Raw genomic sequence first — 26699 nt, 5'->3', positions numbered from 1 at the left:
CGAAGCAATCCCCTCTAGCAAACGCCGGGATTGCTTCGCCGCCGCGCTCCTCCCATCACGGACGAGGCCAGGGCCAGCGTCTCGTGCTGATGCTCACGCCGCCTTCTTTCGCTCGGCGATGCGCGCCAGATCGGTCAGCAACCGGCGCGTGCCCTTGAGCCGCTGCTCCGCCGTCTCGAAGTCGTCGATGAAGACGACCCGCATGTCGGGACGGACCTTGGCCAGCGTTCCCTGCTTCGCGACATAGCCGACCAGCCCCTCGGGATTGGCGAACTCGTTGTCACGGAAGGCAACGATGATGCCCTTCGGTCCGGCTTCGACCTTCTCGACATTGGCCCGGCGGCAGAGCGCCTTGATCGCCACGATCTCCAGCAGTTGCTGCACCTCTTCCGGCAGCGGTCCGAAACGGTCGACCAGCTCGGCGCCGAAGGACTGGATCTCGCCATCCTCGTCGAGCGTCGAGAGACGCTTGTAAAGGGTCAGGCGCAGCGTCAGATCGGTGACATAGTGCTCGGGGATCATCACCGGCGCACCGATCTGGATGCTTGGCGACCATTGGCTTTCGGCAACGATGTCGATGCCCGCCTTGAGTTGCGCCACCGCCTCCTCGAGCATCTGCTGGTAGAGCTCGTACCCGACCTCCTTGATGTGCCCGGATTGCTCGTCGCCGAGCAGGTTTCCGGCGCCACGGATGTCGAGATCGTGGCTGGCGAGCTGGAACCCTGCCCCCAGCGTGTCGAGCGATTGCAGAACCTTCAGCCTGCGCTCGGCCTGCTCGGTCAGCTTGCGATTGGCCGGGATGGTGAAGAGCGCATAGGCGCGGATCTTCGAGCGGCCGACGCGGCCGCGCAGCTGATAGAGCTGGGCGAGGCCGAACATATCGGCGCGATGCACGATCAGGGTGTTTGCCGTCGGGATATCGAGCCCGGACTCGACGATCGTGGTCGAGAGCAGGACATCGTACTGGCCCTCGTAGAAGGCCGTCATCACGTCTTCGAGCTGGCCCGCCGCCATCTGGCCGTGGGCGATGCCGACCTTGGCCTCGGGTACCTGCTTGTCGAGGAAGTCCTTGACCTCGGCGATGTCCTCGATGCGCGGCACGACATAGAAGCTGCGGCCACCACGATAGCGCTCGCGCAGCAGCGCCTCGCGCACGATCAGCGGATCGAACGGCGTGACGAAGGTCCGCACGGCCAGCCGATCGACCGGCGGCGTCGCGATGATCGAGAGCTCGCGCACACCCGTCATGGCGAGTTGGAGCGTACGCGGAATCGGCGTGGCCGACAGCGTCAGCATATGCACCTCGGCGCGGAACTCTTTCAGCCGCTCCTTGTGGTTGACGCCGAAATGCTGCTCCTCGTCGACGATGACGAGGCCGAGATCCTTGAACTCGACGCCCTTGCCGAGCAGGGCATGGGTGCCGACGACGATGTCCATGGTGCCGTCGGCAATGCCCTGCTTGACCGCCTTGAGATCCGGCGCCGAGACGAAGCGCGAGGCCTGGCCGACTTTCACCGGCAACCCCGCAAAGCGCTCGGCGAAATTCCGGTAATGCTGGCGGGCGAGCAATGTCGTCGGCACCACGACGGCGACCTGCTTGCCGGCCAGCGCCGTCGTGAAGGCGGCACGCAGCGCCACCTCGGTCTTGCCAAAGCCGACATCGCCGCAAACCAGGCGGTCCATCGGCCGACCGGCCGCGAGATCGTCCAATACCGCGTCGATGGTGTTCTGCTGGTCTTCCGTCTCCTCGAACGGGAAGCGAGCCCGGAATTCATCATAGAGCCCATCCGGCGGAACGAGGCGCGGCGCCTCCTTCAGTGCGCGGGCGGCGGCGATCTGGATCAGCTTGCCCGCCATCTCGCGGATCCGCTGCTTCAGCTTGGCCTTGCGCGCCTGCCAGCCACCGCCGCCAAGCCGATCTAGCGGAACCTCGGTATCCTCCGAGCCATAGCGCGAGAGCAGCTCGATGTTCTCGACCGGCAGGAACAGCTTGGCATCGCCCGCATAGTGGATTTCGAGACAATCATGCGGCGCTCCGGCCGCCGTGATGCTCTGCAATCCAATGAAGCGGCCAATGCCATGATCGACATGGACGACAAGGTCGCCCGGCGCGAGCGAGGACAATTCGGCGATGAAATCCTGCGGCCGGCGTGTCTTGCGGCGCGGGCGCACGAGGCGGTCGCCCAGAATGTCCTGCTCGCCGATGACCGCAAGCTTGCCGGCCTCGAAGCCAGCCTCGAAGCCCCAGACAGCGAGTGCCGAGATGCCAGGCTTCAGATCGAAGGCTGCGCGCAGGGACCCCGTGGTCTGTACGGTCTTGAGGCCATGATCGGCCAGCACATGGGCCAGGCGCTCGCGGGAGCCCTCCGACCATGCCGCAAGGATGACGCGCCGGCCATCGGCCTGCAGCGCCTTCACATGGGCGACCGCCGCGTCGAAGACGCTGCCGGCATTGTCGGCGCGTTCGGCTGCAAAGCTCCGACCCTGGCGGGCGCCGAGATCGACGATCAGCTTGCCGTCGCTATCGGGCAGTTGGAACGGCGTCAGCGACGCGACGCCGGCATTGTCGATCACACCGCGCCATTCGGCCGGGGACAGGTAGAGCGCATCGGGTGGCAACGGCTTGTAGGGCGTCCCTCCCGTGCCGCCCCGGTCGAGGGCGGCCTTGCGCGCATCGTAGTAGTCCTTGATCAGGCTGATGCGCTCGCCGACCGCATCCTCGGCCTGCGCGTCGAGAACCAGCGGCACATCCGGCAGATAGGTGAAGAGCGTGTCGAGCCGGTCGGCCAGCAAGGGCAGCCAATGCTCGAGCCCCGCGGGCCGGCGGCCTTCGCTGACAGCCTCGTAGAGCATGTCGTCGCGGCCAGGCGTGCCGAAGCTCGTGATATAGGACTGGCGAAAGCGCTTGATGCTCTCGCTCGTCATCTGCGCCTCGGACATCGGCACGAGATCGAGTCCGCGCAACTGGCCCGTGGTGCGCTGCGTCTCGGGGTCGAAGGTCCGGATCGATTCCAACGCATCGCCGAAGAAGTCGAGGCGGATCGGCGCGGGCATGCCGGGCGGAAAGAGATCGACGATGCCACCGCGCACCGCGAACTCGCCGGTCTCGCGAACCGTCGAGGTCCGCAGATAGCCGTTCATGTCGAGCCAGCGTGCGAGCTGCTCCGTGTCGACCATGTTGCCTGGCGCAGCCGAAAAGCTCTCCGAGGCCACCTTGCTGAAGGCCGGCACGCGCTGGAGCGCCGCGTTGACCGTCGTCAGCAGCAGACGCGGCTTGTCGCCGGACTTGGTCTTGGCCAACCGCGACAACGTCGTCATGCGATGGGCAACGATCGCAGGAGCCGGCGAGACCCGGTCATAGGGCTGGCAGTCCCAGGCCGGGAAGCTCATCACCTCCAGATCGGGCGCCACGAACTGGAGCGCATTTTCCAGAACCTGCAGCCGCTGCCCGTCACGCGCGACGAAGACGAGCATTGCCGCACCTTCGGCCTTCTTCGCCCGGGTCCGGACGAGATCGGCAAGGACGACGGCGTCGAACCCGTCCGGCACGCTGGCGAGCGTCGGCTTGTCGCCCCGCTTCAGCGCGTCGAGGATGCGGTCGATCTGCAGCTTGGCGAGCTGGGCGGGGGGCGGAATGCTCATAACGGATTGTCGCTGCGTGCTCAGACGTGAATCGGCTTGCTGTGGTTGTGGAACGCCTTCAGCCGTCGGAACACGGCCGTATCGTAGTTCTCCGGCACCTCGGCCTCTCCCGTGATCCAGGACAGCAGGTCCCGGTCGAGAACCTCGATCAGCTGCTCGAACTCGTCGAGTTCCGCATCGCTCAACGTTCCGATCTCGGCATCGGCGAAGCGGCCCATGATCAGGTCCGTCTCCCGCATGCCGCGATGCCAGGCACGGAACAGGATCTTGCGGCGGCGCGGATCGAGATCGGCACTGGTGCGGGAAGAGCCACTCATCATAAGCCTCGCATGAAATGCAAATGGCGGACCGGGCCGGCCCCGTCGCGGAACCTGCCGATGCAGGCTATATAGCGATGGCGTCGGGGCGAGTCAGTGGCCGAACCGCCGCGTTTCCCGCAATTCCGGTTCCCACCCGAGGCAGATGCGTCCTTCCCTGCTTGATCCGCTCTTTGCTCCCGCGACGACATTGCCCGGCGTCGGCCCCAAGCTCGGCAAGCTTCTGGACAAGCTGCTCGGCGACGAGACGCAGCCGGCGCGGGTCGTCGACCTGCTCTTACACCTTCCCACGGGCGCGATCGATCGTCGCCCCAGCGCCAGCATCGCCGACGCTCCGGTCGGCGATGTCGCGACCTTTTCGGCCCGTGTCACGGAGCATCGCCCGGCCCCACCCGGCAAGGCCAAAGCTCCCTATCGCGTCATCGTCGAGGACGAGACCGGGGACGTGACCCTGGTCTTCTTCCATGCCGATGTCCGCCATCTCCTGCAGACGCTGCCGGTCGGCGAGTTCCGCATCATCTCGGGCAAGCTCGAGCTCTGGGACGGCATGCGCCAAATGGTCCACCCCGACCGCATCATGGATGCCCGGGCCTTCGCCAGCCTGCCGTCGATCGAGCCCGTCTACGGCCTGACCGAAGGCATCGGTCCCCGGGTCATGACACGCATCGTGGCAGCAGCGGCGGAAAAATGCCCGGACCTCGCCGAATGGCAGGACCGCAGCTTTCTGCAGAAAGCCGGCTTCGCCTCCTTCGCCGAGGCCATCCGTGCCCTGCACCACCCGCCGGACCTGCGCGCCGTCGAGGGCGACACGATCGCACGCAGGCGCGTTGCCTATGACGAATTGCTGGCGAGCCAGCTCGCGCTTGCCCTGGTGCGCCGGCAGCAGAAGAAGGCAGCCGGGCGCGTCACCGCCGGTGACGGCCGCATGCTCAAGGCGATCGAAGCCGCCCTGCCCTTTTCGCTCACGAATGGCCAGCGCCAGGCCGTGGCCGATATCCATTCGGACATGGAGAAGCCTGAGCGCATGCTGCGTCTGCTGCAGGGCGATGTCGGCTCGGGAAAGACCGTTGTCGCCCTGATGGCGATGGTTGCAGCCGCCGAGGCCGGCCGGCAATCGGTCTTGATGGCACCCACCGAAATCCTGGCGCGCCAGCATGCCGAACGGCTGGCGCCGCTGGCAGAAACGGCCGGGCTCAAGCTCGCCCTGCTGACCGGCCGCGAGAAGGGCGCCGGCCGACGCCAGGTGCTCGAGCGGTTGGCGAGCGGCGAGATCGCCATCGTGGTCGGCACCCATGCCCTGTTCCAGGAAGGCGTCGTCTTCCATGATCTCGCGCTGGCGGTGGTCGACGAACAGCACCGTTTCGGCGTCCACCAGCGCCTGATGCTGGGCTCGAAGGGCGAGGCCGTCGACGTGCTGGTCATGACCGCAACGCCGATCCCGCGCACCTTGGCGCTGACCTGGTTCGGAGACATGGATGTCTCGGTGCTCGCCGAGAAGCCGGCCGGCCGCAAACCGATCTCGACACGCGCGATCTCTCTCGAACGCTATGACGAGGTCGTCGGCGCAGTCGGCCGCGCGGTGGAGGCCGGCGCGCAGGTCTATTGGGTCTGCCCGCTCGTCCAGGAATCGGACACGCTCGATGTCGCCGCGGCGCAGGAGCGCTTCGAGGAACTGGGAGGGCACTTCGGCACCTGCGTCGGGCTCCTGCATGGCCAGATGCCCGGGCGCGACAAGGACGCTGCAATGGCGGCCTTCGTCGCTGGCGAGACGCGCATCCTGGTTTCGACCACCGTCATCGAGGTCGGGGTCGACGTGCCCAATGCCAGCGTCATGGTGATCGAGCATGCCGAGCGCTTTGGCTTGGCCCAGCTCCACCAGTTGCGCGGGCGGATCGGGCGCGGCTCAGCCGCATCGACCTGCCTCCTGCTCTACAAGGGGCCGTTGGGCTCGGTCGCGGAAGCGCGATTGACCATCATGCGCGAGACCGAGGACGGCTTTCGCATTGCCGAGGAGGATCTGCGCCTGCGTGGCGAAGGCGAGGTGCTCGGCACGCGCCAGTCCGGCTCCCCCGACTGGCACGTTGCCCGCCCTGAAATCGACGGCGATCTGCTGGCCGCCGCGCGCGATGATGCGCGGCTCCTGATCGAGCGCGACCCGCACCTCGCCGGCGAACGCGGCGAGGCCGTCAGGACGCTGCTTTATCTGTTCGAGAGGGACGTCGCGATCAGGCTCTTGCGCGCTGGGTAGCGCTGGAGATCCTGCAGGAGATCAATTTCGATCAAGCGGCGGCAGCGCTGGATCGCCATCGTCCGGGTGTGCCTTCGTGAGAACCACAATGGACCCAATCAGCAAAGCCGTGTGGTGCGTCGAGAGCCGCTTCGCCTCCGGGATCTCGCTCGACGAGATCGCCTCGGTCAGCGGCGTCTCGCGCTTCCATCTCTGCCGCGCCTTCGGCAACGCGACCGGCCGCTCGGTGATGCGCTATGTGCGCGAGCGCCGGCTGACCGAAGCCGCCCGGAGACTGGCGAATGGCGCGCCGGACATCCTCTCCGTCGCGCTTGACTGGGGATACGGCTCTCACGAGGCCTTCACCCGCGCCTTTCGCGAGCAATTCGGCCTCACGCCCGAAGAACTGCGCGAGCGGCGCGATCTCTCGGCGCTCAAGCTCGTGGAGCCCATCGTCATGGACGCAAGCCCAACCGTTACCCTGGAAGAACCCCGCTCAGTGACCGGCAAGAGCATGCTCGTTGCCGGGTTCGGCAGCCGCTACACCTATGAGACCACTGCTGGCATTCCGTCGCTCTGGCAAAAGCTCGCTCCGCATTTCGGCCATGTCCCGGGCCAGATCGGCGGCATCGGCTACGGGGTCTGCTACAACGCCGACGACGAGGGCTGCTTCGACTATCTTGCTGGCGTCGAGGTGAAGTCCTTTTCCGACCTGCCACCCGAATTCGACCGCATCCGCATTCCCGAGCAGAGCTATGTCGTGTTCCTGCATCACGGCCATGTTTCGGGCATCAAGGGCACATTCGACGCAATCTGGCGCGACTGGTTGCCGAAGAAGGGCTGGAAAGCCTCGGAAGGGCCGAGCTTCGAGCGCTATGACGAGCGCTTCGATCCGCAAAGCGGTACCGGAACCGTCGAAATCTGGGTTCCGTTGAAGGCCTGACGACCTCCCGGACGAGACAGGACGGCAAGCCCGCAGATCAGTTCTGGGACTTGCCGTTGCCTGGCGGCGCCTTCGAGCCGTTCTCCCCCGGCTGGATCAGCCCGGCGGACATGATGAGCTTGGCGCCGTCCTCTACGGAGATCGAAAGCTCCACCACCTCGCGGCGCGGCAGGTAGAAGAAGAAACCCGTGGTCGGGTTCGGCGTACAGGGCAGGAAGACACCGATCTGCTCGCTGCCATCCGGCAGCCGTGAGTTGATCTCGGGCGCCGCCTCCTGCGAGATGAAAACGATGGACCACATGCCCGGCTGCGGGAACTGCACCATGCCGACCTTGCGGAACGAGGTACCCGATTGCGAGAAGATCGTCTCGAAAACCTGCTTCACGCCCTTGTAGAGGCCGCGGATCACCGGCATCCGGTGCAGGATCGCCTCTCCCGCATCGAGCAGGGTACGTCCGACCAGGTTGGCCGTCAGGAAGCCGAGCAGGGTCAAGCCGATCAATCCGATCACCAGCCCGAAGCCCGGGATCGGATAGGGAAGATACGTCTCGGGCAAATAATTGTTCGGGATCAGCGGCTTCACCACCCCGTCGATCAGGTTGATGAACCACCACGTCACTGAAGCGGTGATCGCCAGCGGCCCCGCGATCACGAGCCCGGTCAGGAAATAGCGGCGCAGCCGCGTGCCCGCAGTCGGCCGCAGCAAGTCCGGCTGAAGCATGAGGCTGGGATCAGGAGGGCCGTCTGATGTCATGGCGGTCCGGAATCCGATCTCCAAATGGCGTGCTTGCCTCGGCGGCGCTGCATCGCGATATGAGCAGGATAGCCGAGCCGGTGCTGCTGACCAGCCCCGTCTCACGCACCGACGCGAATACGGATGGATTTCGTGACCGAAACACCCCGGCCGCTCCGCCGCTGGTACAGGCCGTTGATGTTCGCCGCCGGTTGGGTGTTCACGGGGATCGGGGTTGTCGGCCTCGTGCTGCCGCTGATGCCCGGAACAGTCTTCCTGATTCTCGCGGCCGGGTGCTTTTCGCGGTCTTCGCCTCGCTTCGAGACCTGGTTGCTTGGCCATCCCAGGCTGGGTCCGCATGTCCGTCGCTGGCGCGCAACTGGCGCGATCGACCGTCGGGCGAAATGGATCGCCTGCGGCTCCATGCTGTTCAGCTTCGGACTGGTGGCGCTGAGCGACGCTCCGCCTGTCGCGCTCTGGGCCAGCGGCGCCAGCCTGCTCGCCGCCGGAAGCTATGTCGCGAGCCGGCCGGAGCCGACCCGCGAGGATTGATCACTCGACGGTGACGGATTTTGCCAGGTTGCGCGGCTGGTCGACGTCCTTTCCCATGAAGACGGCCGTTTGATAGGCGATCATCTGGATCGGGACTGCATAGACAATCGGTGCGAATAGCGGATCCATATCCGGCATCACGATCGTCACCTCGGGCTCGATGCCGCATTCGGCAGCCCCCTTGGCGTCGGTGATCAGGATGATCCGGCCGCCACGTGCCGCGACCTCCTGCATGTTGGAGGCGGTCTTCTCGAACAGCGCATCATGCGGTGCGATGACGATGACCGGCATGTCCTCGTCGATCAGTGCGATAGGACCGTGCTTCAGCTCACCTGCCGGATAACCTTCGGCGTGAATGTAGCTGATTTCCTTGAGCTTCAGAGCGCCCTCGAGCGCCATCGGGAAGCTCGTGCCACGGCCGAGATAGAGCACGTCGCGCGCTTTCGACAGCTTGCGGGCGAGCTTTTCGATCTCGGGTTCCAGCGTCAATGCCTGCGCCATCAATCCCGGCAGGGCGATCAGCTCGCGGACATATCGGGCCTCCTCCGCCTCCGAGAGCGTGCCGCGGGCGCGGGCCGCCGCAAGGGCCAGGCTCGCGAGCGCGGTCAACTGGCAGGTGAAGGCCTTGGTCGAGGCCACGCCGATCTCCGGCCCGGCCAGGGTCGGCGCCACGGCATCGCTCTCTCGCGCGATTGTCGAGGTCAGCACGTTCACGACGGAAAGGACGTGCTGCCCTTCCTGACGGGCGTAGCGCAGGCAGGCGAGCGTATCGGCGGTTTCACCCGATTGCGAAACGAAGAGCGCGAGACCGTCCTTGGGCAGCGGCGCCTCGCGATAGCGGAATTCGGAGGCGACATCGATCTCGACGGGCAAACGCGCCAGCTTCTCGAACCAGTACTTCGCCGTCAGTCCTGCATAATAGGCGGTTCCGCAGGCCGAGATGGACAGCCGCGACAGCGCCTTCCAGTCAAAGGGGGCATCGAAGGGCAGGCGCACGGTTCCCGCAGCCATGTCCAGATACTTCGTCAGCGTATGGCCGACGACCTCCGGCTGCTCGTGGATCTCCTTGGCCATGAAATGATGGTAGTTGCCCTTCTCGACCAGGAAGGTGCCGGCGGCGACGCGCTGCGCGCGACGCTCCACCTGAGCGCCTGTGACGTCGTAGAAGGTTGCGCTCTTGCGATGGAGCACGACCCAATCGCCTTCTTCGAGATAGGCGATGAGATTGGTGAAAGGGGCCAACGCCAGCGCGTCGGAGCCGAGATACATCTCGCCGTCACCGACGCCGACCGCGAGCGGCGAGCCCTTGCGAGCGCCGATCAACAGGTCTTCCTCGCCTTGGAAAAGGAAGGCGAGGGCAAAGGCACCGCGCAGGCGTGGCAGGCTGGCTGCAACCGCCGCAACCGGATCCTTGCCCCGCTCCATCTCGCTGGTGACGAGATGGGCGACGATCTCGGTATCGGTCTCGGTCTCGAAGACGCGGCCCGCAGCTTCGAGCTCGGCGCGCAGCTCGCGGAAGTTCTCGATGATGCCGTTGTGCACGACCGCGAGCTTCTCGGTCGCATGCGGGTGAGCATTGGTCTCGTTCGGCTTGCCATGCGTCGCCCAGCGCGTATGGCCGATGCCGATCATCCCATCGAGCGGCTCGTTCGACAGGCGGATCTCGAGATTCCTGAGCTTGCCCTCGGCACGGCGGCGCGTGAGCAGCCCCTTCTCCAGCGTCGCGACGCCGGCGGAATCATAACCCCGATACTCGAGCCGCCGCAGCGCCTCGACCACCTGAATGGCTACGGCTTCCTTGCCCAGGATCCCCACAATGCCACACATGCCCGACCTCTTTGAGTGTTGCCGTTGCCGGCCCGTGTAGCTGCGAACGCCAAAAACACCCAATCACGTTGAATGTCAGACTGTGAAAAGGCGGTTTCGGCGTCGATTCAATCCGTGTTCTTGGCCGCGCTCAGCTTCCTGACCTTTGCCTTCTCCCGGAACACCTTCGCCCAACCGTCCCGCCCGACTTGCCTGCCGCGGGCGATCGCCAGCCCGTCAGGCGGAACATCGGAGGTGATGACCGAACCGGAGCCGACATAAGCCCCATCGCCGATCGTCACCGGGGCAACCAGCGACGAGTTCGAACCGACAAAGGCGCCGGCACCGATCGTCGTTTTGTATTTGAAGAATCCGTCATAATTACAGGTGATCGTACCGGCGCCGATATTGGCCTCTGCGCCGACGCTCGCGTCCCCGATATAGGTGAGATGGCTGACCTTGGCTCCTTCCCCGATATCCGCCGCCTTGATCTCCACGAAGTTCCCGACCTTAGCCTTGCGCGCCAGCTTCGCGCCGGGGCGCAGCCGGCCATAAGGCCCGACGCTCGCCTGCGGGCCAACCTCGGCGCCCTCCAGATGCGAGAAGGCATGAATCACCGCGCCATCGGCAACGCTGACGCCGGGGCCAAAGACGACATTGGGTTCGATCAGGACATCGCTGCCGATTGTCGTGTCGTAGCTGAAGAACACCGTCTCGGGCGCAATCAGCGTCGCCCCCTCCTTCATGACCGCCAGGCGCTTGCGGCGCTGGAACTCTGCTTCCGCAGCGGCGAGTTGGGCGCGGTCATTGACACCCTGCACTTCGCTTTCGGGGGCGCTCAGCGCGACCACCTTCAAGCCTTTGGCGCGCGCCAGCGCCGGGGCGTCGGTCAAATAGAATTCGTTCTGGGCGTTCGAGTTGCCGATTGAATCGAGAATGGCAAGTGCGTGCCGGCCATCCAAGGCCATCAGCCCGGCATTGCAGAACTGGATTGTCCGCTCGGCAGCGCTCGCATCCTTGTGCTCGACGATCGCTTCCAGCACGCCGTCACGCATCACAAACCGCCCGTAGCCAGTCGGGTCGGCAGCCTCGAATCCCAACGCGACAACCGGCGCACCATCGGCGAGCCCAGCCCGCAGCGACAGGAAGGTCTCAGGCCGAACCAGCGGTGTATCCGCGAAGGCGACGAGGACATCGTCATAGCCCTCGGCCAGCGCCGCACGCGCCGCAAGAACCGCATGCGCCGTGCCGCGGCGCTCGGCCTGGACGAAGACGCGTGCCGACGGCAAGAGCGCCTCGACCTCGGCTGCGACGTCCGGTCGATCCGGCCCGATCACCACCGCGACCGCATCTGCTCCCGCCGCAGCAACTGCTGCGAGTGCATGGCCGAGCAGCGAGCGGCCGGCCATCTCATGCAGCACCTTCGGGCGCTGCGATTTCATCCGGGTGCCCTCGCCCGCGGCGAGAATAACTGCAAGGCAGGTGCGTCCGGGCTGCATTTCGGTCATGATTGTCGGCTTCCCTGCGGAGCTAGCCTTTCGCTCCCGTGACCCTGACGGTGTCGCGTGGGCGATTTGGTGCATGGTGGCATTGCGGTCGCCGTGGATAGCCGATCCTGATGGCATTTGCCAAAACCTCCGGAGAGATCTTCGGCCGGCGTATTCGAGGGGCGAGACGCAATGGCAATACCTTTCCGCCGGCAACGCGAACGCGTTGCCCAAGTCGCTGACCGCACGCAATTTTTAAGCGCCAACCGCTTTTCAGTCAGCCGGGAAATGATCTAGAAGCGCTGGGGTGCGACTGCGCCGCCCGCGTATGTTGGAAATAATGTCGAAATCCTTGAATCGCCGATGGTTTCTGGAGGGTGCGGCGTACAGCCTCGCCGCCGCTCCGTTTATGGGCACCAGCCCTGCATTCTCCCAGGCCAGTTGGGCCGCAACTGTACAGTCGGTGATCGCGGAAGGTCAGCGTTTCGACGCCGCACTGGTTGTCGAGGCCGCCCGCATGTTGTCGCGGCGCCCGATGGTTCCGGTAACGACCAATGATCTGCCCGAGGGTTACGCCACCCTGCCCTTCGACCAGTTCTCCGGGATTCGTGCGCAACCCGGCGGTCTGATCTGGGCTGGAGAGAATCGCGGCTTCACGGTCGAGCCCCTGCATCGCGGCTACGTCTTTTCTGCGCCCGTCAGCCTGTTCACTGTCGAGGACGAAGTGGTGCGCCGCGTTGCGTTCGATCGCGGCAAGTTCGACTACGGCAAGGTCGCTCCGCCGCCGGCGGGCGTCGATCTGCAGTTCTCGGGATTCAGGGTTTCCGCTGGGCTCGAGCGGCCCTACGAGGTTGCGATCTTCCAGGGAGCGACCTTTTTCCGCGCAGTTGCGCGCGGACAGAACTTCGGTGCGCTGGCGCGCGCGCTGATCCTGCGCCCCGGCGAGACGCGCGGCGAGGAGATTCCCTTCTTTCGCGCCTTCTGGATCGAGCGCCCCAATCCGGCATCGGGCATGCTCGTGATTCACGCCCTGCTCGATTCCGAGAGTCTGTCAGGGGCGGTCAGGATGACCCTCCGCCCGGGCGACGTCACCTTCATCGATGTCGAGATGACCCTGTTTGCGCGACAGGCTCTGGACCATGTCGGATTCGGCTGCACCATGGGCACCTTCATGTCGGGGGCCCAGAGCCGCCGGACGTTCGACGATGTCCGCCCGGCCGTGCATGAAGTCTCGGGTGTGCAGATGCTCACCGGCGGCGGCGAATGGATCTACCGTCCGGTCAGCAACCCGACCAATCTGCAGGTCTCCTCCTTCGTCGACACCAATCCGCGTGGTTTCGGCCTCGTCCAGCGAGAGCGTGATCCGGCAGCGTTCCAGGATGATGACCAGCGCTTCGAGCTTCGCCCCAGTGTCTGGATGGAACCGCTCGGAGAATGGGGGGCCGGATCGGTCCAGCTGATCGAGATTCCAAGCGAATCCGACGTCAATGACAACATCATTTCCTACTGGCGGCCGCGCCAGCCGATCGCTGCAGGCAGCGAGACCACCGTCGCCTATCGCCAGGCGTGGTGCTGGCAGCCGCCCGAGCGGCCACCGCTCGTCCTGGCCACGCGCATGCGTCAGGGCCGCGGCACGCAGGGCCGGCGGCGGCGGTTCTTCGTCGAGTTTACCGGCGACAAGCTGGCGGACCCCGCTGTGGTTGCCGCGACGCGCGCCAATATCACGGCGACGCCCGGGGCGATCCACGGCTTGCGTCTTTGGCCCTATCCGGAACGTAAGCTGATGCGCGTCGGCTTTGAGGTCGACCCTGGCAACGAGAATCTCTCCGAACTGCGCCTTGTGCTCGAGGCCGGTGGCCAGCCCGTATCGGAAACCTGGTTGAATCGATGGACGTGGTGACCGAGATGCCGCCGCGCGCGGCCGAAACCGCCCCCCGTCCGGGCCTGCCCCGCCCGGAGGCAGCGACCCCGCCTGAGAACCGGCTGGTGATGCCGGTCCAGTCCTTCCGCAGCTGGAAGGCCGCGGAACGCCGCAAGCCCGCCGCACCTCTGGCCTGGACGACGCCATGGCTGAAGCGCCTCTTCGTCTTCGGCGGTGGCCTCGTGCTCACCGCTTATGGCGCCTGGGAAATGTACAATGTCGTGTCGGTCAGCCGCACGACCTTCCTGCAGTATGTCTTGCTGCTGCTGTTCACGGTCAACTTCTCGTGGATCGCACTCGCCTTCACCAGCGCGCTGATGGGTTTCTTCGGCCTGCTGTTCCGGACCGGCCGGACCGAACGGGCGGAATCCCTGCAGCATCGCACCGTCGTGGTGATGCCGATCTACAATGAATCGACAGCGCGGACCTTCGCGGCGCTGGCCGCGATCCGGGAATCGGTAGAGGCCACGGGCCTCGGGGCGCATTTCGACTATTTCATCGTCTCGGACACGACCAATCCTGACGTCTGGATCGCCGAAGAGCGCGCCTTTCTCGCTCTGCGCGAACGACTCGGCCCCGGCGCGCGCGTCTATTATCGGCACCGCCCGAAGAACCATCATCGCAAGGCCGGCAATATCGCCGATTTCGTCACCCGTTGGGGCGGGGACTACGAGCACATGGTCGTGCTCGACGCCGACAGCCTGATGACCGGTACCTGCATCGTGCGCCTCGCTGCCGCGATGGAGGCCGATCCCGACGCAGGAATCATCCAGTCGCTGCCGCTGATCATCAATCGCAACACCTTCTTCGCGCGGTTGCAGCAATTCGCGGCGCGGGTCTACGGACCGGTGATCGCGACCGGCCTCGCCATGTGGTCGGGCCGCGACGGCAACTACTGGGGACATAACGCGATCATTCGCACCAAGGCGTTCGCCGATCATTGCGGGCTGCCCGATCTGAAGGGCAAGCCCCCCTTCGGCGGACATGTCCTGAGCCATGACTTCGTCGAGGCCGCGCTGATGCGCCGCGCCGGCTGGTCGGTCTACATGCTTCCCGACCTGACCGGCTCGTATGAGGAGAGCCCGCCCTCGCTGATCGACATCTCGGTACGCGACCGCCGCTGGGCGCAGGGCAACCTCCAGCACTCGCGCATCATCGGCGCCAAGGGTTTCGTCTGGTCGACGCGCCAGCATTTCGCCACCGGCATCATGGGCTATCTCGCCTCGCCGTTCTGGTTGATGCAGCTGGTGGTCGGCATTCTGATCGTGCTGCAGGTCAATTACGCGCGACCTGAGTACTTCACGCAGGAGTTCACGCTCTTCCCGGTCTGGCCGCGCTTCGACCCCGAACGCGCCTTGAACCTGTTCGCCCTGACCATGGCGATCCTGCTCGCGCCAAAGCTCTTTGGTCTGCTGCTGACCCTGTTCGACGGCAAACTGCGACGCGCCTGCGGCGGCACCATCCGGCTGATTCTCTCGTCGCTGCTCGAGATCCTGTTCTCGGCCTTCTTCGCTCCGATCATGATGCTGATCCAGTCAGGTTCGGTCTTCCAGATCCTGCTCGGACGCGACACGGGCTGGAACCCGCAGCGTCGCGACGACGGCTCGATTCCGCTGAAGGACATCATCCGCCGCCACCGAATGCACACGGCGCTCGGCGCCATCGCCGGTATCTCGGCCTTCATGATCGCGACCTCGCTCTTCGCCTGGATGTCGCCGACGATCGTGGGTCTCGTACTGGCGATTCCGCTGTCCTGGGCTTCGGGCCAGCTCGCGCTCGGGCTCTGGCTGAAGCGGCACAAGCTCCTGGTGACGCCGGAGGAAGGCGACCCGCCGGCGATCGCGCTGCGTGCCAATGCGCTGCAGGAGGAATTCGCCAAGGCGGGCTTCGACGAAGCCGACGGCCTCAAGGCCCTGCATGCCGATCCGCGCCTGCGCGCCGAGCACGACATGATGCTCCCCGAGGCGCATCCGCGCCGCCGCGGTGAAGTCGAGCCCGAGCGCGCCGTCGCACAGGCAAAGCTGGTCGAGGCGGAGACGATCGACGAAGCGGCTATCTGGCTGAAGCCGAGGGAACGCATGGTCGTACTTCACGACCGCGCTCTGGTTGGATTGCTGTCCTCGTTGCAGCCGTCGAAGGACTAGACGGGGCAAGCTCGTCCGTATCGAAGCCACGGCGGGGGACGGGAAACAGCTCGCCGGGCATCGTCATGCCCTGCGAGACCTGCGGCGTTGCGCTGAGCGTCAGCCATTGGCTTTCCGGTCGCCAGATGATTCGCGGTTCGGCATCCGAACTTAAGTCGCCAGCCTCGTGCCAGCGCGTACACGCCGTCTGGCCCATGGCCCTCAGGGCTGCTCACGGCGTGGCAAGGGCACCCTGGATTGCCCGGCCGGCGACGGCGTGGCCATTCTCGTTCCAGTGGGCATCCGCCGCGAACTCGAACCGCCGCTGGTTGCGGGCCCAGTCCTCGGCGAAGACGGGGTGCAGGTCGAGGAAGGCGATCCCCGCCCGTGACGCTGCCTCGGCGGCGATACGGTTGAGCTTCAACGCCGGGCTGTCGGGGCGGCCGGCATAGATCGCGCTGCGATCCCCATCCATGGCCACCAGCAATTTGGCTCCGATGCTGCGGGCCTGCGCCGCCAGGCGGACCATCATGTAATCCGTCGCGGCGCGGATATCGGCCTCGTGACTGAGCACCGAAGCAACATCGATATTCGCCGCAAAGCGCGTGTCCTCGGCCTGGGCCGGCCCGAGGAACGCATCCAGCAGAGCTTGCGGACGCACCTGCCAGCGATAGAGGAAATAGCGGGCCGTGGCGGTCCGCCTGAGCCATTCTACGGCCCGGGGACGCCAGGGCTCGGGCGCGATCTCGCCCTGAACCTTGCCGCCCTCGACGCGCAGCTTCAGGAAGCTCGACGTATAGCGGCCCGGTGTGAAGACGAAGCTCTCGTCGAAGTCGTTATGGATCAGCAGCACGACGATCTGGTCCGGCCTCGCCGCCAGCACCTCACGGTCGATCATCTGGAGGTACTGGCTGAAGGGCGCGCCGGCGATGCCGTAGCGGTAGACCTCGACGGGGCCTGCACTCGCGAGCCCCCCCTGAATCACGTCGGCAAAGCTGCGCCCGACCGGGACCTGCAGAGCCTCGACGAAGCTGTCTCCGACCAGCGCAATTCGACGACGCCCGGGAACACGCTCTGTCGGATAATCCGGCAGAAGCGAATTCCAGCCCTTGGCGTTGATCGAAAACGGCGCCGCAATCTCATCGCGCACGCGCCAGACGCCACTCTGGTTCGGAGCATAACGCACGAGCTCGTTGACGAAGTCGTTGCGCGGCACGTCGCTACCCGGCAGCACGAAGCGAAACAGAACAAGCTCGCAGAACGCGAGAAACAACAGCAGGCTGGCCAGCGACACGCCAAGGTTGATCAGGCCGTTGCGCAGCCGGGAGCGAGGCTTCTCCACCGTCATGCTCCCGCTCATTGCTCTAGTCGATATCCTCGACTTCGACCTCGGTGCCATAGACACGCTGCGCGAGCGACGCTTCCATGAACGGGTCAAGATCACCGTCGAGCACGTCCGACGGCGCCGTCGAGCTCACTCCGGTGCGCAGGTCCTTCACCAGCTGATAGGGCTGCAGCACATAGGAGCGAATCTGGTGACCCCAGCCGATATCGGTCTTGGAGGCCGCCTCGGCATTCGCCTTTTCCTCGCGCTTCTTCAGCTCGACCTCGTAGAGGCGGGCGCGCAGCATGTCCCACGCCTTGGCGCGGTTCTTGTGCTGTGAACGCTCCTGCTGGCAGGTGACCGCGATCCCCGTCGGGATATGCGTGATGCGCACCGCCGAATCGGTCGTGTTGATGTGCTGCCCGCCAGCGCCTTGGGCGCGGTAGGTGTCGATCCGGCAATCCGATTCCTTGACGTCGATGACGATCCGGTCGTCGACGACGGGGTAGACCCAGACGGATGCGAAGCTGGTCTGCCGGCGGGCGTTCGAATCGAATGGCGAGATGCGCACGAGCCGGTGCACGCCCGATTCGGTCTTCAGCCAGCCATAGGCATTGTGGCCCTTGAACTGCAGCGTCGCCGACTTGATGCCGGCCTGATCGCCATCCTGATAGTCGAGCATCTCGACCTTGAACTTCCGCCGCTCGCCCCAGCGCCGGTACATGCGCAGCAGCATCTCGGCCCAGTCCTGGCTTTCGGTGCCGCCGGCGCCAGGATGGATTTCGACATAGGTGTCGAGCATGTCGGCCTCGCCGGAGAGCAGGGTCTCGACCTGCCGGCGCGCCGCTTCCTGCTCGACAGCCTTGATCGCGACTTCGCCTTCCGTGATGGAGGCGGCATCACTCTCCATCTCGCCCAGCTCGATCAGCGTCAGAGCATCGTCGAGATCACGCTCGAGCTTCAGGATGCCGTTGATCTGATCCTCGAGCGAGGTCCGCTCGCGCATCAGCTTTTGTGCCTGCTCGGCATCGTCCCAGAAGGTGGGGCCTTCGGAAAGCGCGTTCAGCTCCGCGAGACGTCGTTGTGCGACATCCCAGTCAAAGATGCCTCCTCAGCAGTCCGATCGACTGCTTGGCGTTTTCAAGTTGGGTCTGAACTTCAGGACGCATGATGCGGGCGGAGCTTTCCTTGATGGGAGTCGAACCGGCATGCCGGACGGAGCTGTTCAGATAGGGGCGAAAGGCGCGGGTGTAAACGGCGCAGAGTGCTTTCCCGCGTCCGCGAAGCGTTCAGAGAGATGCCGACATCTGCACCAGTTTCGCCACCGTGTTCATGTTGCGCGCCGTGCCAGCGTGGCAAGCCGGGATGCGCAAGCGCGAATCCGCCATCCCGTCGCCATAGAAGACATAAACCTCACGCTGGGCGAGATGCATCAGCTCGCCGTTGATACTGCGGGCATTATCCAGAGCGTCAGCAGGAAGCGGCTCGTCGACGAAGATCGCCACCGTGCGGTTGCCCGGCTTGTCCGCAAAGGGATTGCGCGCCAGCACCCCGGACATCTCAGCGGCAGATCTGACCAGCACATCGACCGGCTTTCCCGCATGGGTCCGGAGTTTCTCTTCGAGCACACGCTTGATCTGCGCTTCGTCCGCATCGCTCGTGAACACCACATTGCCGCTGGCGATATAGGTACGCACCTGCCGCAAGCCGGCCTCCTCGCACATCGCCTTCAAAGTGCTCATCGGGAGTTTTCCCGTTCCCCCGACATTAACCGCGCGCAGCAAGGCAATATAGGCAGTCATGAGGTCTCGTCGCATACAGAGTTCGGCCGGCCGGCATGCATAACGCCAGCGCGAGAGACCGGGCCGGTGGCCCTTCCTCCCGCACCGACGAAACGGATCTAGTACAGACCGCCGGTGCCCGACCCCACGCTGCGCCCGCCGCCTGGAGAGACGTTGAGCGGTGCGCCGCCACCTTCGCCCGCAGCACCGATGACCGAGTAGCTGTCAGGCGGAGCGGTACCCGGCTTGAAGGCTTCGAGAATGCCGCCTTCGCCACCGGCGCGCATGCCGCTGCGCGGATCGACGCGGATCAGCTTGATGCCGGCCGGCACGCGGAACGGCGTCGCCGGCTTGTCCTTCAGCGCAGCCATCATGAAGTCGCGGAAGATCGGAGCGGCATACTGGCCAGCCGTCGCCGAGTTGCCCAGCGACTTCGGCTTGTCGAAGCCCATATAGACGCCAACCGCGAGATCCGGCGAGAAGCCGACGAACCAGACGTCCTTGGCCTCGTTGGTGGTGCCGGTCTTGCCCGCGAGCGGCTTGCCGACCGACTTGACCACCTGCGCGGTGCCGTTCTGCACCACGCCTTCGAGGAGAGAAACCATCTGGTAGGCCGTCAGCGGATCGAGCACCTGGTCGCGATTGTCGATGAGGCGCGGTTCCTTCTGGCTCGCCCATTTGTCGGCGTTGCAGCCTTCGCAGACGCGCTGGTCGTGCCGATAGATCGTGCCGCCGAAGCGATCCTGGATGCGGTCGATCAAGGTCGGACGAATGCGCTTGCCGCCATTGACCAGCATCGAATAGGCCGCCGTCATGCGCATCACTGTGGTTTCACCGGCGCCGAGCGACATCGAGAGCACCGGCAGCATGTCGTCGTAGATGCCGAAGCGACGGGCATATTCCGCGATCAGCGGCATGCCGACATCCTTGGCGAGGCGCACGGTCATCAGGTTCTTGGAGAACTGGATGCCGTAGCGCAGGGTGCGCGGCCCGGTCGACTTGCCATCATAGTTCTCAGGCCGCCAGACACCGAGACCGCCGCCCTGATCGACCTCGATCGGCGCGTCGAGCACGATGCTCGACGGCGTATAGCCGTTGTCGAGCGCAGTGGCGTAGACGAAGGGCTTGAAGGACGAGCCCGGCTGGCGCAGCGCCTGCGTCGCACGGTTGAACTCCGACTGGTCATGCGAGAAGCCGCCGACCATCGCCAGCACGCGGCCTGAATACGGGTCCATCACGGTGATGGCGCCGTTGACTTCAGGCATCTGGCGCAGACGGACCTGGCCCGGCCTGCTGTCCATCGGCTCGACATAGACGACGTCGCCGGCCGAGACGGCCTGGGCGACGCGGGCGCGCCGGGTCCAGCGGATGCCCTCACCCGTCAGCGTCACGGTATCGCGCTCGGTCCGGAGATGACCGGAATTCTCGCGTCCCGGATGCAGGCCGAGTCGCGCGCTGTCGCCATTGACGTCGAGCACGACGGCAAGGCGCCAGGGCGCCACGTCGCCGAGCACCGGCAAGTCGCCGAGCGCAATGCCCCAGTCGCGCGCGCTGATGTCGAGCTTTTGGATCGCGCCGCGCCAGCCGCGCGCCTCGTCGAAGCGCACGAGTCCGTCGACCAGCGACTTACGGGCAAGCAGCTGCATCTTGGGATCGACGGTGGCGCGCACGGAAAGGCCGCCCTCGAGCAGCTTCTTCTCGCCATAGCGATCCTGCAGCTCGCGGCGAATCTCTTCGGCAAAATAGCCGGCCGCGATGTTGTTGGGCGAAACCGTACGCGGGTTGACGCCGAGTGGCTGCTTCTTGGCCGCCTCAGCCTCCTCGCGCTTCACCACGCCGTTCTCGGCCATGCGATCGAGCACGTAGTTGCGACGCTCGATCGCCCGTTCGCGGTTGCGGAAGGGGTGCAGGTCGGTCGGAGCCTTGGGCAGAGCCGCGAGATAGGCGACCTCCTGCAGGTTCAGCTCATGCACCGACTTGCCGAAATAATTCAGCGCGGCAGCCGCAACGCCATAGCTGCCCTGCCCTGGCGCCGGAGCTCCGAGATAGATCTCGTTCAGGTAGAGCTCGAGGATCTTGTCCTTGGAATAGGTCCCCTCGATGCGCAGCGCGATCAGCGCCTCGCGAATCTTGCGCTCCAGCGACTGTTCCGAGCCGACGAGGAAGTTCTTCGCAACCTGTTGGGTGATGGTCGAGGCGCCCTGCGGCCGGCGACCGGACGCGCGGTTGCGGAAATTCGTGATCGCAGCGCGGACAAGCCCTTCGGGGTCGACGCCCATATGCTTGTAGAAATTCTTGTCCTCGGCCGAAAGATAGGCGTCGACGACCAGCTTGGGAATCGCCTGGATCGGCAGGTAGAGGCGGCGCTCGCGGGCGAATTCGGCGATCAGGCTGCCGTCACCGGCATGCACGCGACTCATCACTGGCGGCTCATAGTTCCGCAGCTGCGCCGAGTCGGGCAGATCCTTCGAATAATGCCAGATGAACCCGCCGGCCACGACCGCACCGATGACGAATACGATCGTGCCCGCAGCGAATAGCCACCCGAAGAGTCGCAGAATAAACCGCATCTAAGGCCCATGCCCCTGATTGCTGTGCAGTGACCGGTCTCGCCGGGTTCCCCGCAACAGAGCCGATCTCGTGCAAGAAACGGCTGCTGCCGCCTCGCTCCCAGCTCTCGTCCTCGTCGCTTCCAAATCAGGTCTATAACACGGCTGAGATGGCGGAACCGTGGCCTAACGACCACAATCTTCGCCAACCGCATCAACAGGTCTCAACGTTGGTTCGCAGCAGCTTTTCCAGCCGAAAGCGTACTGGTGAAATAGCCATCGATCGCGTTGTGGACCGCCCCGACTGCCTGCGCTCGCCAGGATGGCGAATTCAGCAACTCCGCATCCTTGGGGCTCGACATATAGCCGAGCTCGATCAGCACGGAGGGAACATCCGGCGCGGTCAGGACACGAAATCCTGCGGAACGCAAGGGTACCTTGTGCAGCTTGACCGACCCGCCGAGCTTCTCGACCAGATTTCGCGCGAAGACCGAAGAGAATGTCCGCGTTTCCCGCTTGGCGAGATCCATCAGGATGCCCGCGACGTCCTGCACATCCTCGGCCGCATCAAGGCCTGCGACGGCATCCGCCTGGTTTTCCTTGGCCGCGAGCCGGGCCGATTCGGCGTCGGTGGCGCGCTCCGAGCCGGTATAGATCGTTGCGCCGCGCACATCCTGCGCCTGGGACAGCGAATCGGCATGGATCGAGATGAAGAGATCAGCTCCGGCCGCGCGCGCGATCTTCACGCGCTGCCCCAATGGCACAAAGGTATCGTCATCGCGCGTCATCATCACCCGATAGCGGCCACCGGCTTCGAGCTGCTCCTTCAGCGCCAGCCCGAAGGCGAGCACGACCGATTTCTCGGCGATCGAGGCCACCACGGCACCGGGATCGATCCCACCATGTCCTGGGTCGATCACTACGAGCTGGCGCGTCTCGCCGTGCGGCCTGGGCGCTTGAGACGCCGGCCCCTCCTGCGACTGCTGAGCCGGGCGAACCGAAGCCGCCTGGAACTCGGCCCGACTTGCGCGCTTCAACTCCACGACCAGCTCGCCGAATCCGCCTCGCACCTTGCGGACCTCGGCCTTCGCGACGACGGCTGGCTGAGCGAGATCCAGAATGATGCGGGAGCGATCGGCCGTGAACATCCCGAAACGGAAGGCGCTGACGAAGCCGGCGCTCTTGCGCGCCGTATTCGGCTGAACCTGGAAATTGACCGAAGGCAGGTCGATCACAGCCCGATCGGGCGCGGCCATCACCGAGGCGCTGATCTCGACGGGGCGCGAGAGCGCCATGGTGAGCCTGACAACCTCACCGACCTGCTCGATCCTGGCATCGGTCGCGACCGGAAACTCGCTTGCAGGCCTGACCACAGGATTGGCGTTTGCCGGCGCGCATGGCGCTAGAACCAGCCAGGACCCGAGCATCAGACGGACCACGCCTGAAACCGTCAGCCGGTTCAGGCCAGCGCTGTGGGAATGGAACGTCAGGCGAATGGATCCCATTGGCGTCACCAAGGCTTAACCATAGCGACGCAGAAGCTTAACAGCCGGTTACCACGCAAATGTGATGGCGAGAACCGCCCCGGCGCCACCGCCATGATGTTGCCCAAGCGATGTGACTTGCAAATCACTGTCACCTGTCTGTAATGGGGGTGGTTGCATTGCAAAGCCACCCGTAGCGCGCATCCGGATTCGATTATCCGTTGGCGTCCGGGACACGGCGAAGCGACAGGCCCTTACAGGACTTGTCGCGGCAGGGCAGTCGCCAACGGATCGTCCGCGGACGGCCGGCGTCAGGCATGAGGTTCGACGCATGGCAGTCTTTCGCGAGCGTGCAAACGCGGTGCAATCGTCTTCGACGCACGCACTGCAGGTTAGGTCAGATGTCGGGGCATACGACGCCGCTTAGCTCATCGGTGCATCGTCCATACCTTCGGGACTGCGGCGGGCTTTTTGCCCGGGCAGGCTTCCCGATCCGCCATCGCGTCCTGATCCCTCACTCCCTCCTGCAACATGCCGGTTCATGCCGGCTCATGCGCGGCGCCCCTGCCCGCGGCAGCGGATATCCTTCCGCAGCCCGGCGGGTCCTGTCGGCGGCTGCGCCAATGGAAATCTCTTATGGCCAACAAGATGCTTATCGACGCAACACACCCGGAAGAGACCCGGGTCGTGGTGGTGCGCGGCTCGCGCGTCGAGGAATTTGATTTCGAATCTGCCAGCCGCAAACCGCTGCGGGGCAATATCTATCTGGCGAAGGTGACGCGGGTCGAACCTTCGCTCCAGGCCGCATTCGTCGAATATGGCGGCAACCGTCACGGGTTCCTCGCCTTCTCCGAAATCCATCCGGATTACTACCAGATCCCGGTTGCCGACCGGCAGGCCCTGCTCGCCGAGGAGGCACGCGCCGACCGCGAGGAAGAGCGCGACGAGGAACGCCGCGAGAAGCGCGGCCGCCGCGACCGCGGCCGGCGTGACCGCGACGGACGCGCCAAGAAGGCGAGCAACGACGAGACCGTCAGCGCCGATGTCGTCGAGACTGACGGCAAGGAAGCTGCCATGGTCAACGAAGGCGCGCCCGCCTTCGGCGAGTATTTTGCACCTGCGGTCGCAGAATCGAGTGACGAGACCGTCGTCGAGAATGCTGCGCCACTGACCTTCGAGACCGTGATCGAAGCCTCTGCAGAGGCCGGCGAGGCTTCCGCTGACAATGAGGAAGCGCGCCGTCCGTCCGAGAATGACGAGGACGAGAACGGCGAAGACAGCGACGACCACGGCAACGACGAGCCGCAGGAAGAGCCGGAGCAACTCGGCGGCGGCGACGCCCTGGACGATATGCCGGAGCGCCCGCGCCACTCGCGCCGCCAGTACAAGATCCAGGAGGTGATCAAGCGTCGCCAGATCATCCTGGTCCAGGTCGTCAAGGAAGAGCGCGGCAACAAGGGCGCCGCGCTCACCACCTATCTCTCGCTCGCCGGGCGCTATTCGGTGCTGATGCCGAACACCGGCAAGGGCGGCGGCATCTCGCGCAAGATCACCAATGCCGAGGATCGCAAGCGCCTCAAGGAAATCGCCCAGGAACTGGAGGTGCCGGAAGGGATGGGCATCATCCTGCGCACGGCCGGCGCCTCGCGCACCAAGGTCGAGATCAAGCGCGACTACGAGTATCTGATGCGGATGTGGGAGAGCGTGCGCGAACTCACGCTCGGCTCCGTCGCGCCGGCGCTCGTCTATGAGGAAGGAAACCTCGTCAAGCGCTCGATCCGCGACCTCTACAACAAGGACATCGACGAGGTTCATGTCGCCGGCGAGGAGGCCTATCGGGAGGCCAAGGACTTCATGCGCATGCTCATGCCGAGCCATGCCAAGAGTGTGAAAGCCTATCGCGACCAGACCCCGCTCTTCGCCTCGTTCGGTGTCGAGAGCCAGCTCGACGCGATGTTCTCGAACACCGTCACGCTGAAGTCCGGTGGCTATATCGTCATCAACCAGACCGAAGCCCTGGTCGCGATCGACATCAACTCGGGCCGCTCGACCCGCGAACACAATATCGAGGACACGGCTCTCAAGACCAATCTGGAAGCGGCGGAGGAAATCTCCCGCCAGCTCCGGCTGCGCGATCTTGCCGGTCTCATCGTGATCGATTTCATCGACATGGAGGAGAACCGCAACAACCGTGCCGTCGAGAAGAAGCTCAAGGACTGCCTCAAGAACGACCGTGCGCGCATTCAGGTCGGCCGGATTTCGGCCTTCGGCCTGCTGGAGATGTCGCGTCAGCGCATCCGCACCGGCGTGCTCGAGAGCTCCTCGGTCCCCTGCCCGCACTGCGCAGGTGCCGGCATGATCCGCTCGACCTCCTCGGTGGCGCTGCAGATCCTGCGCGCGCTGGAGGAAACCCTGATCAAGAGCGCCTCGCACAATCTTTCGGTCCGGACGCGGCCGGAAGTGGCGCTCTATGTCCTCAACCAGAAGCGCGCGCATCTCACCGATCTCGAGACACGCTTCGCTATCGCGATCACGGTCTCGGCCGACGCGACCTTGCTCGGCACCCGCTATTTCGAGGTCGAGCGCGGCGAGTTCGTCGGCAATGAAGGCCGCGTCGTTCCGAGCCCGTTCAAGGCCGAGGCGATCGAGCATGTCGATGACGATGCGCTCGATGCAGCAGCCGAGGCCGAGGCCGCCGGAGGAAGCGAAGACGTGCAGGAAGACGCGGCCCAGGCAGACGCCGTTGCGGAACGCGGCGATGGCGAAGCCCGTGGGGACGGCGGACGCAAGCGCCGCCGCCGTCGGCGGCGTCGGCGTGGCGGCGAGCGCGATGCGAACGGCCAGCAGATCGAGGGCGGCAGCGACGCCGAAGGCGATGAAGGCGACGAGGATGGCGACGAGCACGCCGATAGCCCCGCTGTCGCGGAAGCCGCCCCGGCTCCTGTAGCCGAGCCGGCTGAAGCGCCTGTCGCCGAGGTTGCAGCCGAAGCCGTCGAGGAAGCCAAGCCGCGCCGCGCCCGCCGCAGCACGCGCAAGCCCAAGGCCGAAACCGAGCAAGAGGCGGCCCCCGAAGCAGCGAAGGCAGCCGAGGGCGTTGCGGAGACCGTCGCCACGGAGGCCGCACCGGCCGAGAAGCCGAAGCGTAGTCGGGCGCGCAAGAAGGTCGTGCCGATCACCGAGGACGGCGTCGCCGCCGAGACTCCCGCCCCCGCAGTCGAAACTCCGGCTGCTCCGGTCGAGACGCCGATCGCCTCCGAAGCTGAGCCCGCTCCCGAACCCGCCCCGCGTGTCGTCGAGGAACCCGTCGCGGTCGTCCTGACTCCGCCGGATCCGGACCGTCCGAAGCGCGGCGGCTGGTGGAACAAGCTCGCCGGACGCAAGTAAGACTTCAGGCCGCTGCGATCACTCGCAGCGGCCTTCTTCATTAAAGGGGGTGACCGTCAATGCCGCCGCCGAGAAGTTTTGAGCGACTCGCGCTCGTCATCGTCTGCGTCGCGGCGCTGCTTGGTCTTGCCTGGCTGGCTTTGCAGGCGATCGGCTGGTTCGGCGTCGGCTTGCTCGGCCTCTTCATCGCCTTCGTGGCGATTCGCTTCGAGCTCGAGGAAAACCGGCCCGTCGGCCACCAGATGACGCCGGATCTCTATGCCAGCCAATTCCACAAGCATGGCCGTGAGCACGATGCCGAGCGAGCGGGCTTTCGCACCGAACTCATCGCCCAGATTTCTGCCGCCCGCCTCGGACTTGGGCTTGGCCTCCTGCTGACCGCCATTGGCTTCGGCTTCTTCTTCATCCTCGAGATCGGCCGCTGAG

The 26699-nt window shown here is 65.3% G+C and carries 17 protein-coding genes; 7 read left to right on the top strand and 10 right to left on the bottom strand.

Features of this window, described 5'->3' with window-relative positions; genetic code table 11:
- Positions 1-93: 93 nt before the first annotated feature.
- Together mfd and BIWAKO_RS22830 are read right to left on the bottom strand one after the other, a co-directional pair.
- Positions 94-3642, bottom strand: coding sequence for a transcription-repair coupling factor (mfd, locus tag BIWAKO_RS22835; RefSeq protein ID WP_069880603.1), 3549 nt, complete (start codon positions 3640-3642; stop codon positions 94-96).
- 20 nt (positions 3643-3662) lie between these two features.
- On the bottom strand, positions 3663-3959 hold the full coding sequence (locus BIWAKO_RS22830) for an FAD assembly factor SdhE (RefSeq protein WP_069882710.1): 297 nt from the start codon (positions 3957-3959) through the stop codon (positions 3663-3665).
- 145 nt (positions 3960-4104) lie between these two features.
- Here BIWAKO_RS22830 and recG point away from each other — a divergent pair, with 145 nt between their 5' ends.
- Positions 4105-6207: an ATP-dependent DNA helicase RecG gene (gene recG / locus BIWAKO_RS22825; protein WP_069880602.1), complete on the top strand. Its 2103-nt coding sequence runs from the start codon at positions 4105-4107 to the stop codon at positions 6205-6207.
- An 88-nt stretch (positions 6208-6295) separates the two neighbouring features.
- The gene (locus tag BIWAKO_RS22820; RefSeq protein ID WP_069880601.1) at positions 6296-7129 is read left to right on the top strand and encodes an AraC family transcriptional regulator; all 834 of its coding nucleotides are present in this window, start codon (positions 6296-6298) and stop codon (positions 7127-7129) included.
- A 37-nt stretch (positions 7130-7166) separates the two neighbouring features.
- Here BIWAKO_RS22820 and BIWAKO_RS22815 read toward each other — a convergent pair whose 3' ends face one another.
- Entirely contained in the window at positions 7167-7850 is a 684-nt protein-coding gene (locus tag BIWAKO_RS22815; protein WP_069880600.1) for a DUF502 domain-containing protein, read from the bottom strand.
- A 165-nt stretch (positions 7851-8015) separates the two neighbouring features.
- Between BIWAKO_RS22815 and BIWAKO_RS22810 the strand changes: the two genes are divergently transcribed.
- Entirely contained in the window at positions 8016-8414 is a 399-nt protein-coding gene (locus BIWAKO_RS22810; RefSeq protein WP_244523526.1) for a YbaN family protein, read from the top strand.
- Here the strand turns inward: BIWAKO_RS22810 and glmS are convergent, their stop codons facing one another.
- Together glmS and glmU are read right to left on the bottom strand one after the other, a co-directional pair.
- Positions 8415-10241, bottom strand: coding sequence for a glutamine--fructose-6-phosphate transaminase (isomerizing) (glmS, locus tag BIWAKO_RS22805; protein WP_069880599.1), 1827 nt, complete (start codon positions 10239-10241; stop codon positions 8415-8417).
- A gap of 107 nt (positions 10242-10348) precedes the next feature.
- On the bottom strand, positions 10349-11719 hold the full coding sequence (glmU, locus tag BIWAKO_RS22800) for a bifunctional UDP-N-acetylglucosamine diphosphorylase/glucosamine-1-phosphate N-acetyltransferase GlmU (RefSeq protein ID WP_069882708.1): 1371 nt from the start codon (positions 11717-11719) through the stop codon (positions 10349-10351).
- A gap of 451 nt (positions 11720-12170) precedes the next feature.
- Here glmU and BIWAKO_RS22790 point away from each other — a divergent pair, with 451 nt between their 5' ends.
- The gene (locus BIWAKO_RS22790) at positions 12171-13607 is read left to right on the top strand and encodes an OpgD/OpgG family glucan biosynthesis protein (protein WP_244523525.1); all 1437 of its coding nucleotides are present in this window, start codon (positions 12171-12173) and stop codon (positions 13605-13607) included.
- Positions 13595-15772, top strand: a complete 2178-nt coding sequence (gene mdoH / locus BIWAKO_RS22785) for a glucans biosynthesis glucosyltransferase MdoH (protein ID WP_069880597.1) — start codon at positions 13595-13597, stop codon at positions 15770-15772. Before BIWAKO_RS22790 ends, mdoH begins: the two co-directional genes overlap by 13 nt.
- A 211-nt stretch (positions 15773-15983) precedes the next feature.
- On the opposite strand, the gene BIWAKO_RS22780 is transcribed toward mdoH, so the two are convergent.
- From BIWAKO_RS22780 to BIWAKO_RS22760, 5 genes are all read right to left on the bottom strand, one after another.
- Positions 15984-17099 (bottom strand): SGNH/GDSL hydrolase family protein, encoded by a 1116-nt coding sequence (locus BIWAKO_RS22780; protein WP_210185092.1) that lies wholly within the window; start codon positions 17097-17099, stop codon positions 15984-15986.
- A 16-nt stretch (positions 17100-17115) separates the two neighbouring features.
- Positions 17116-18244, bottom strand: a protein-coding gene (gene prfB, locus BIWAKO_RS22775) for a peptide chain release factor 2 (RefSeq protein ID WP_141740199.1) whose coding sequence is annotated in 2 segments (ribosomal slippage) — positions 17116-18174 and positions 18176-18244 — 1128 coding nt in all. Because the reading frame shifts where the segments join, the coding sequence is not laid out codon by codon here.
- A 120-nt stretch (positions 18245-18364) separates the two neighbouring features.
- Positions 18365-18877: a DUF1697 domain-containing protein gene (locus BIWAKO_RS22770; RefSeq protein WP_069880594.1), complete on the bottom strand. Its 513-nt coding sequence runs from the start codon at positions 18875-18877 to the stop codon at positions 18365-18367.
- Between the two features lie 98 nt (positions 18878-18975).
- Positions 18976-21426 carry a penicillin-binding protein 1A gene (locus BIWAKO_RS22765; protein ID WP_069880593.1) on the bottom strand — a complete coding sequence of 817 codons (2451 nt, stop codon included), beginning with the start codon at positions 21424-21426 and terminating at the stop codon, positions 18976-18978.
- 203 nt (positions 21427-21629) lie between these two features.
- On the bottom strand, positions 21630-22910 hold the full coding sequence (locus BIWAKO_RS22760; protein ID WP_069880592.1) for an N-acetylmuramoyl-L-alanine amidase: 1281 nt from the start codon (positions 22908-22910) through the stop codon (positions 21630-21632).
- A gap of 615 nt (positions 22911-23525) precedes the next feature.
- On the opposite strand from BIWAKO_RS22760, the gene BIWAKO_RS22755 reads away from it, so the two are divergent.
- Both BIWAKO_RS22755 and BIWAKO_RS22750 read left to right on the top strand, forming a co-directional pair.
- Complete coding sequence (locus BIWAKO_RS22755) at positions 23526-26273, top strand: Rne/Rng family ribonuclease (protein ID WP_069880591.1); 2748 nt, start codon at positions 23526-23528, stop codon at positions 26271-26273.
- A gap of 59 nt (positions 26274-26332) precedes the next feature.
- Complete coding sequence (locus BIWAKO_RS22750; protein WP_069880590.1) at positions 26333-26698, top strand: hypothetical protein; 366 nt, start codon at positions 26333-26335, stop codon at positions 26696-26698.
- Position 26699: the final 1 nt, after the last annotated feature.

Source organism: Bosea sp. BIWAKO-01 (genome assembly GCF_001748145.1).
Taxonomy (GTDB): domain Bacteria; phylum Pseudomonadota; class Alphaproteobacteria; order Rhizobiales; family Beijerinckiaceae; genus Allobosea.
The sequence above is the reverse complement of the archived record's forward strand: the minus strand, read 5'-3'. Positions and strand labels throughout refer to the sequence as shown.

Coding starts and splice junctions, on each gene's coding strand:
- mfd (WP_069880603.1), bottom strand. CDS start 3,642: ATGAGCATTCCGCCCCCCGCCCAGCTCGCCAAGCTGCAGATCGACCGC.
- BIWAKO_RS22830 (WP_069882710.1), bottom strand. CDS start 3,959: ATGAGTGGCTCTTCCCGCACCAGTGCCGATCTCGATCCGCGCCGCCGC.
- recG (WP_069880602.1), top strand. CDS start 4,105: ATGCGTCCTTCCCTGCTTGATCCGCTCTTTGCTCCCGCGACGACATTG.
- BIWAKO_RS22820 (WP_069880601.1), top strand. CDS start 6,296: ATGGACCCAATCAGCAAAGCCGTGTGGTGCGTCGAGAGCCGCTTCGCC.
- BIWAKO_RS22815 (WP_069880600.1), bottom strand. CDS start 7,850: ATGCTTCAGCCGGACTTGCTGCGGCCGACTGCGGGCACGCGGCTGCGC.
- glmS (WP_069880599.1), bottom strand. CDS start 10,241: ATGTGTGGCATTGTGGGGATCCTGGGCAAGGAAGCCGTAGCCATTCAG.
- glmU (WP_069882708.1), bottom strand. CDS start 11,719: ATGCAGCCCGGACGCACCTGCCTTGCAGTTATTCTCGCCGCGGGCGAG.
- mdoH (WP_069880597.1), top strand. CDS start 13,595: ATGGACGTGGTGACCGAGATGCCGCCGCGCGCGGCCGAAACCGCCCCC.
- BIWAKO_RS22780 (WP_210185092.1), bottom strand. CDS start 17,099: ATGACGGTGGAGAAGCCTCGCTCCCGGCTGCGCAACGGCCTGATCAAC.
- BIWAKO_RS22770 (WP_069880594.1), bottom strand. CDS start 18,877: ATGACTGCCTATATTGCCTTGCTGCGCGCGGTTAATGTCGGGGGAACG.
- BIWAKO_RS22765 (WP_069880593.1), bottom strand. CDS start 21,426: ATGCGGTTTATTCTGCGACTCTTCGGGTGGCTATTCGCTGCGGGCACG.
- BIWAKO_RS22760 (WP_069880592.1), bottom strand. CDS start 22,910: ATGGGATCCATTCGCCTGACGTTCCATTCCCACAGCGCTGGCCTGAAC.
- BIWAKO_RS22755 (WP_069880591.1), top strand. CDS start 23,526: ATGGCCAACAAGATGCTTATCGACGCAACACACCCGGAAGAGACCCGG.
- BIWAKO_RS22750 (WP_069880590.1), top strand. CDS start 26,333: ATGCCGCCGCCGAGAAGTTTTGAGCGACTCGCGCTCGTCATCGTCTGC.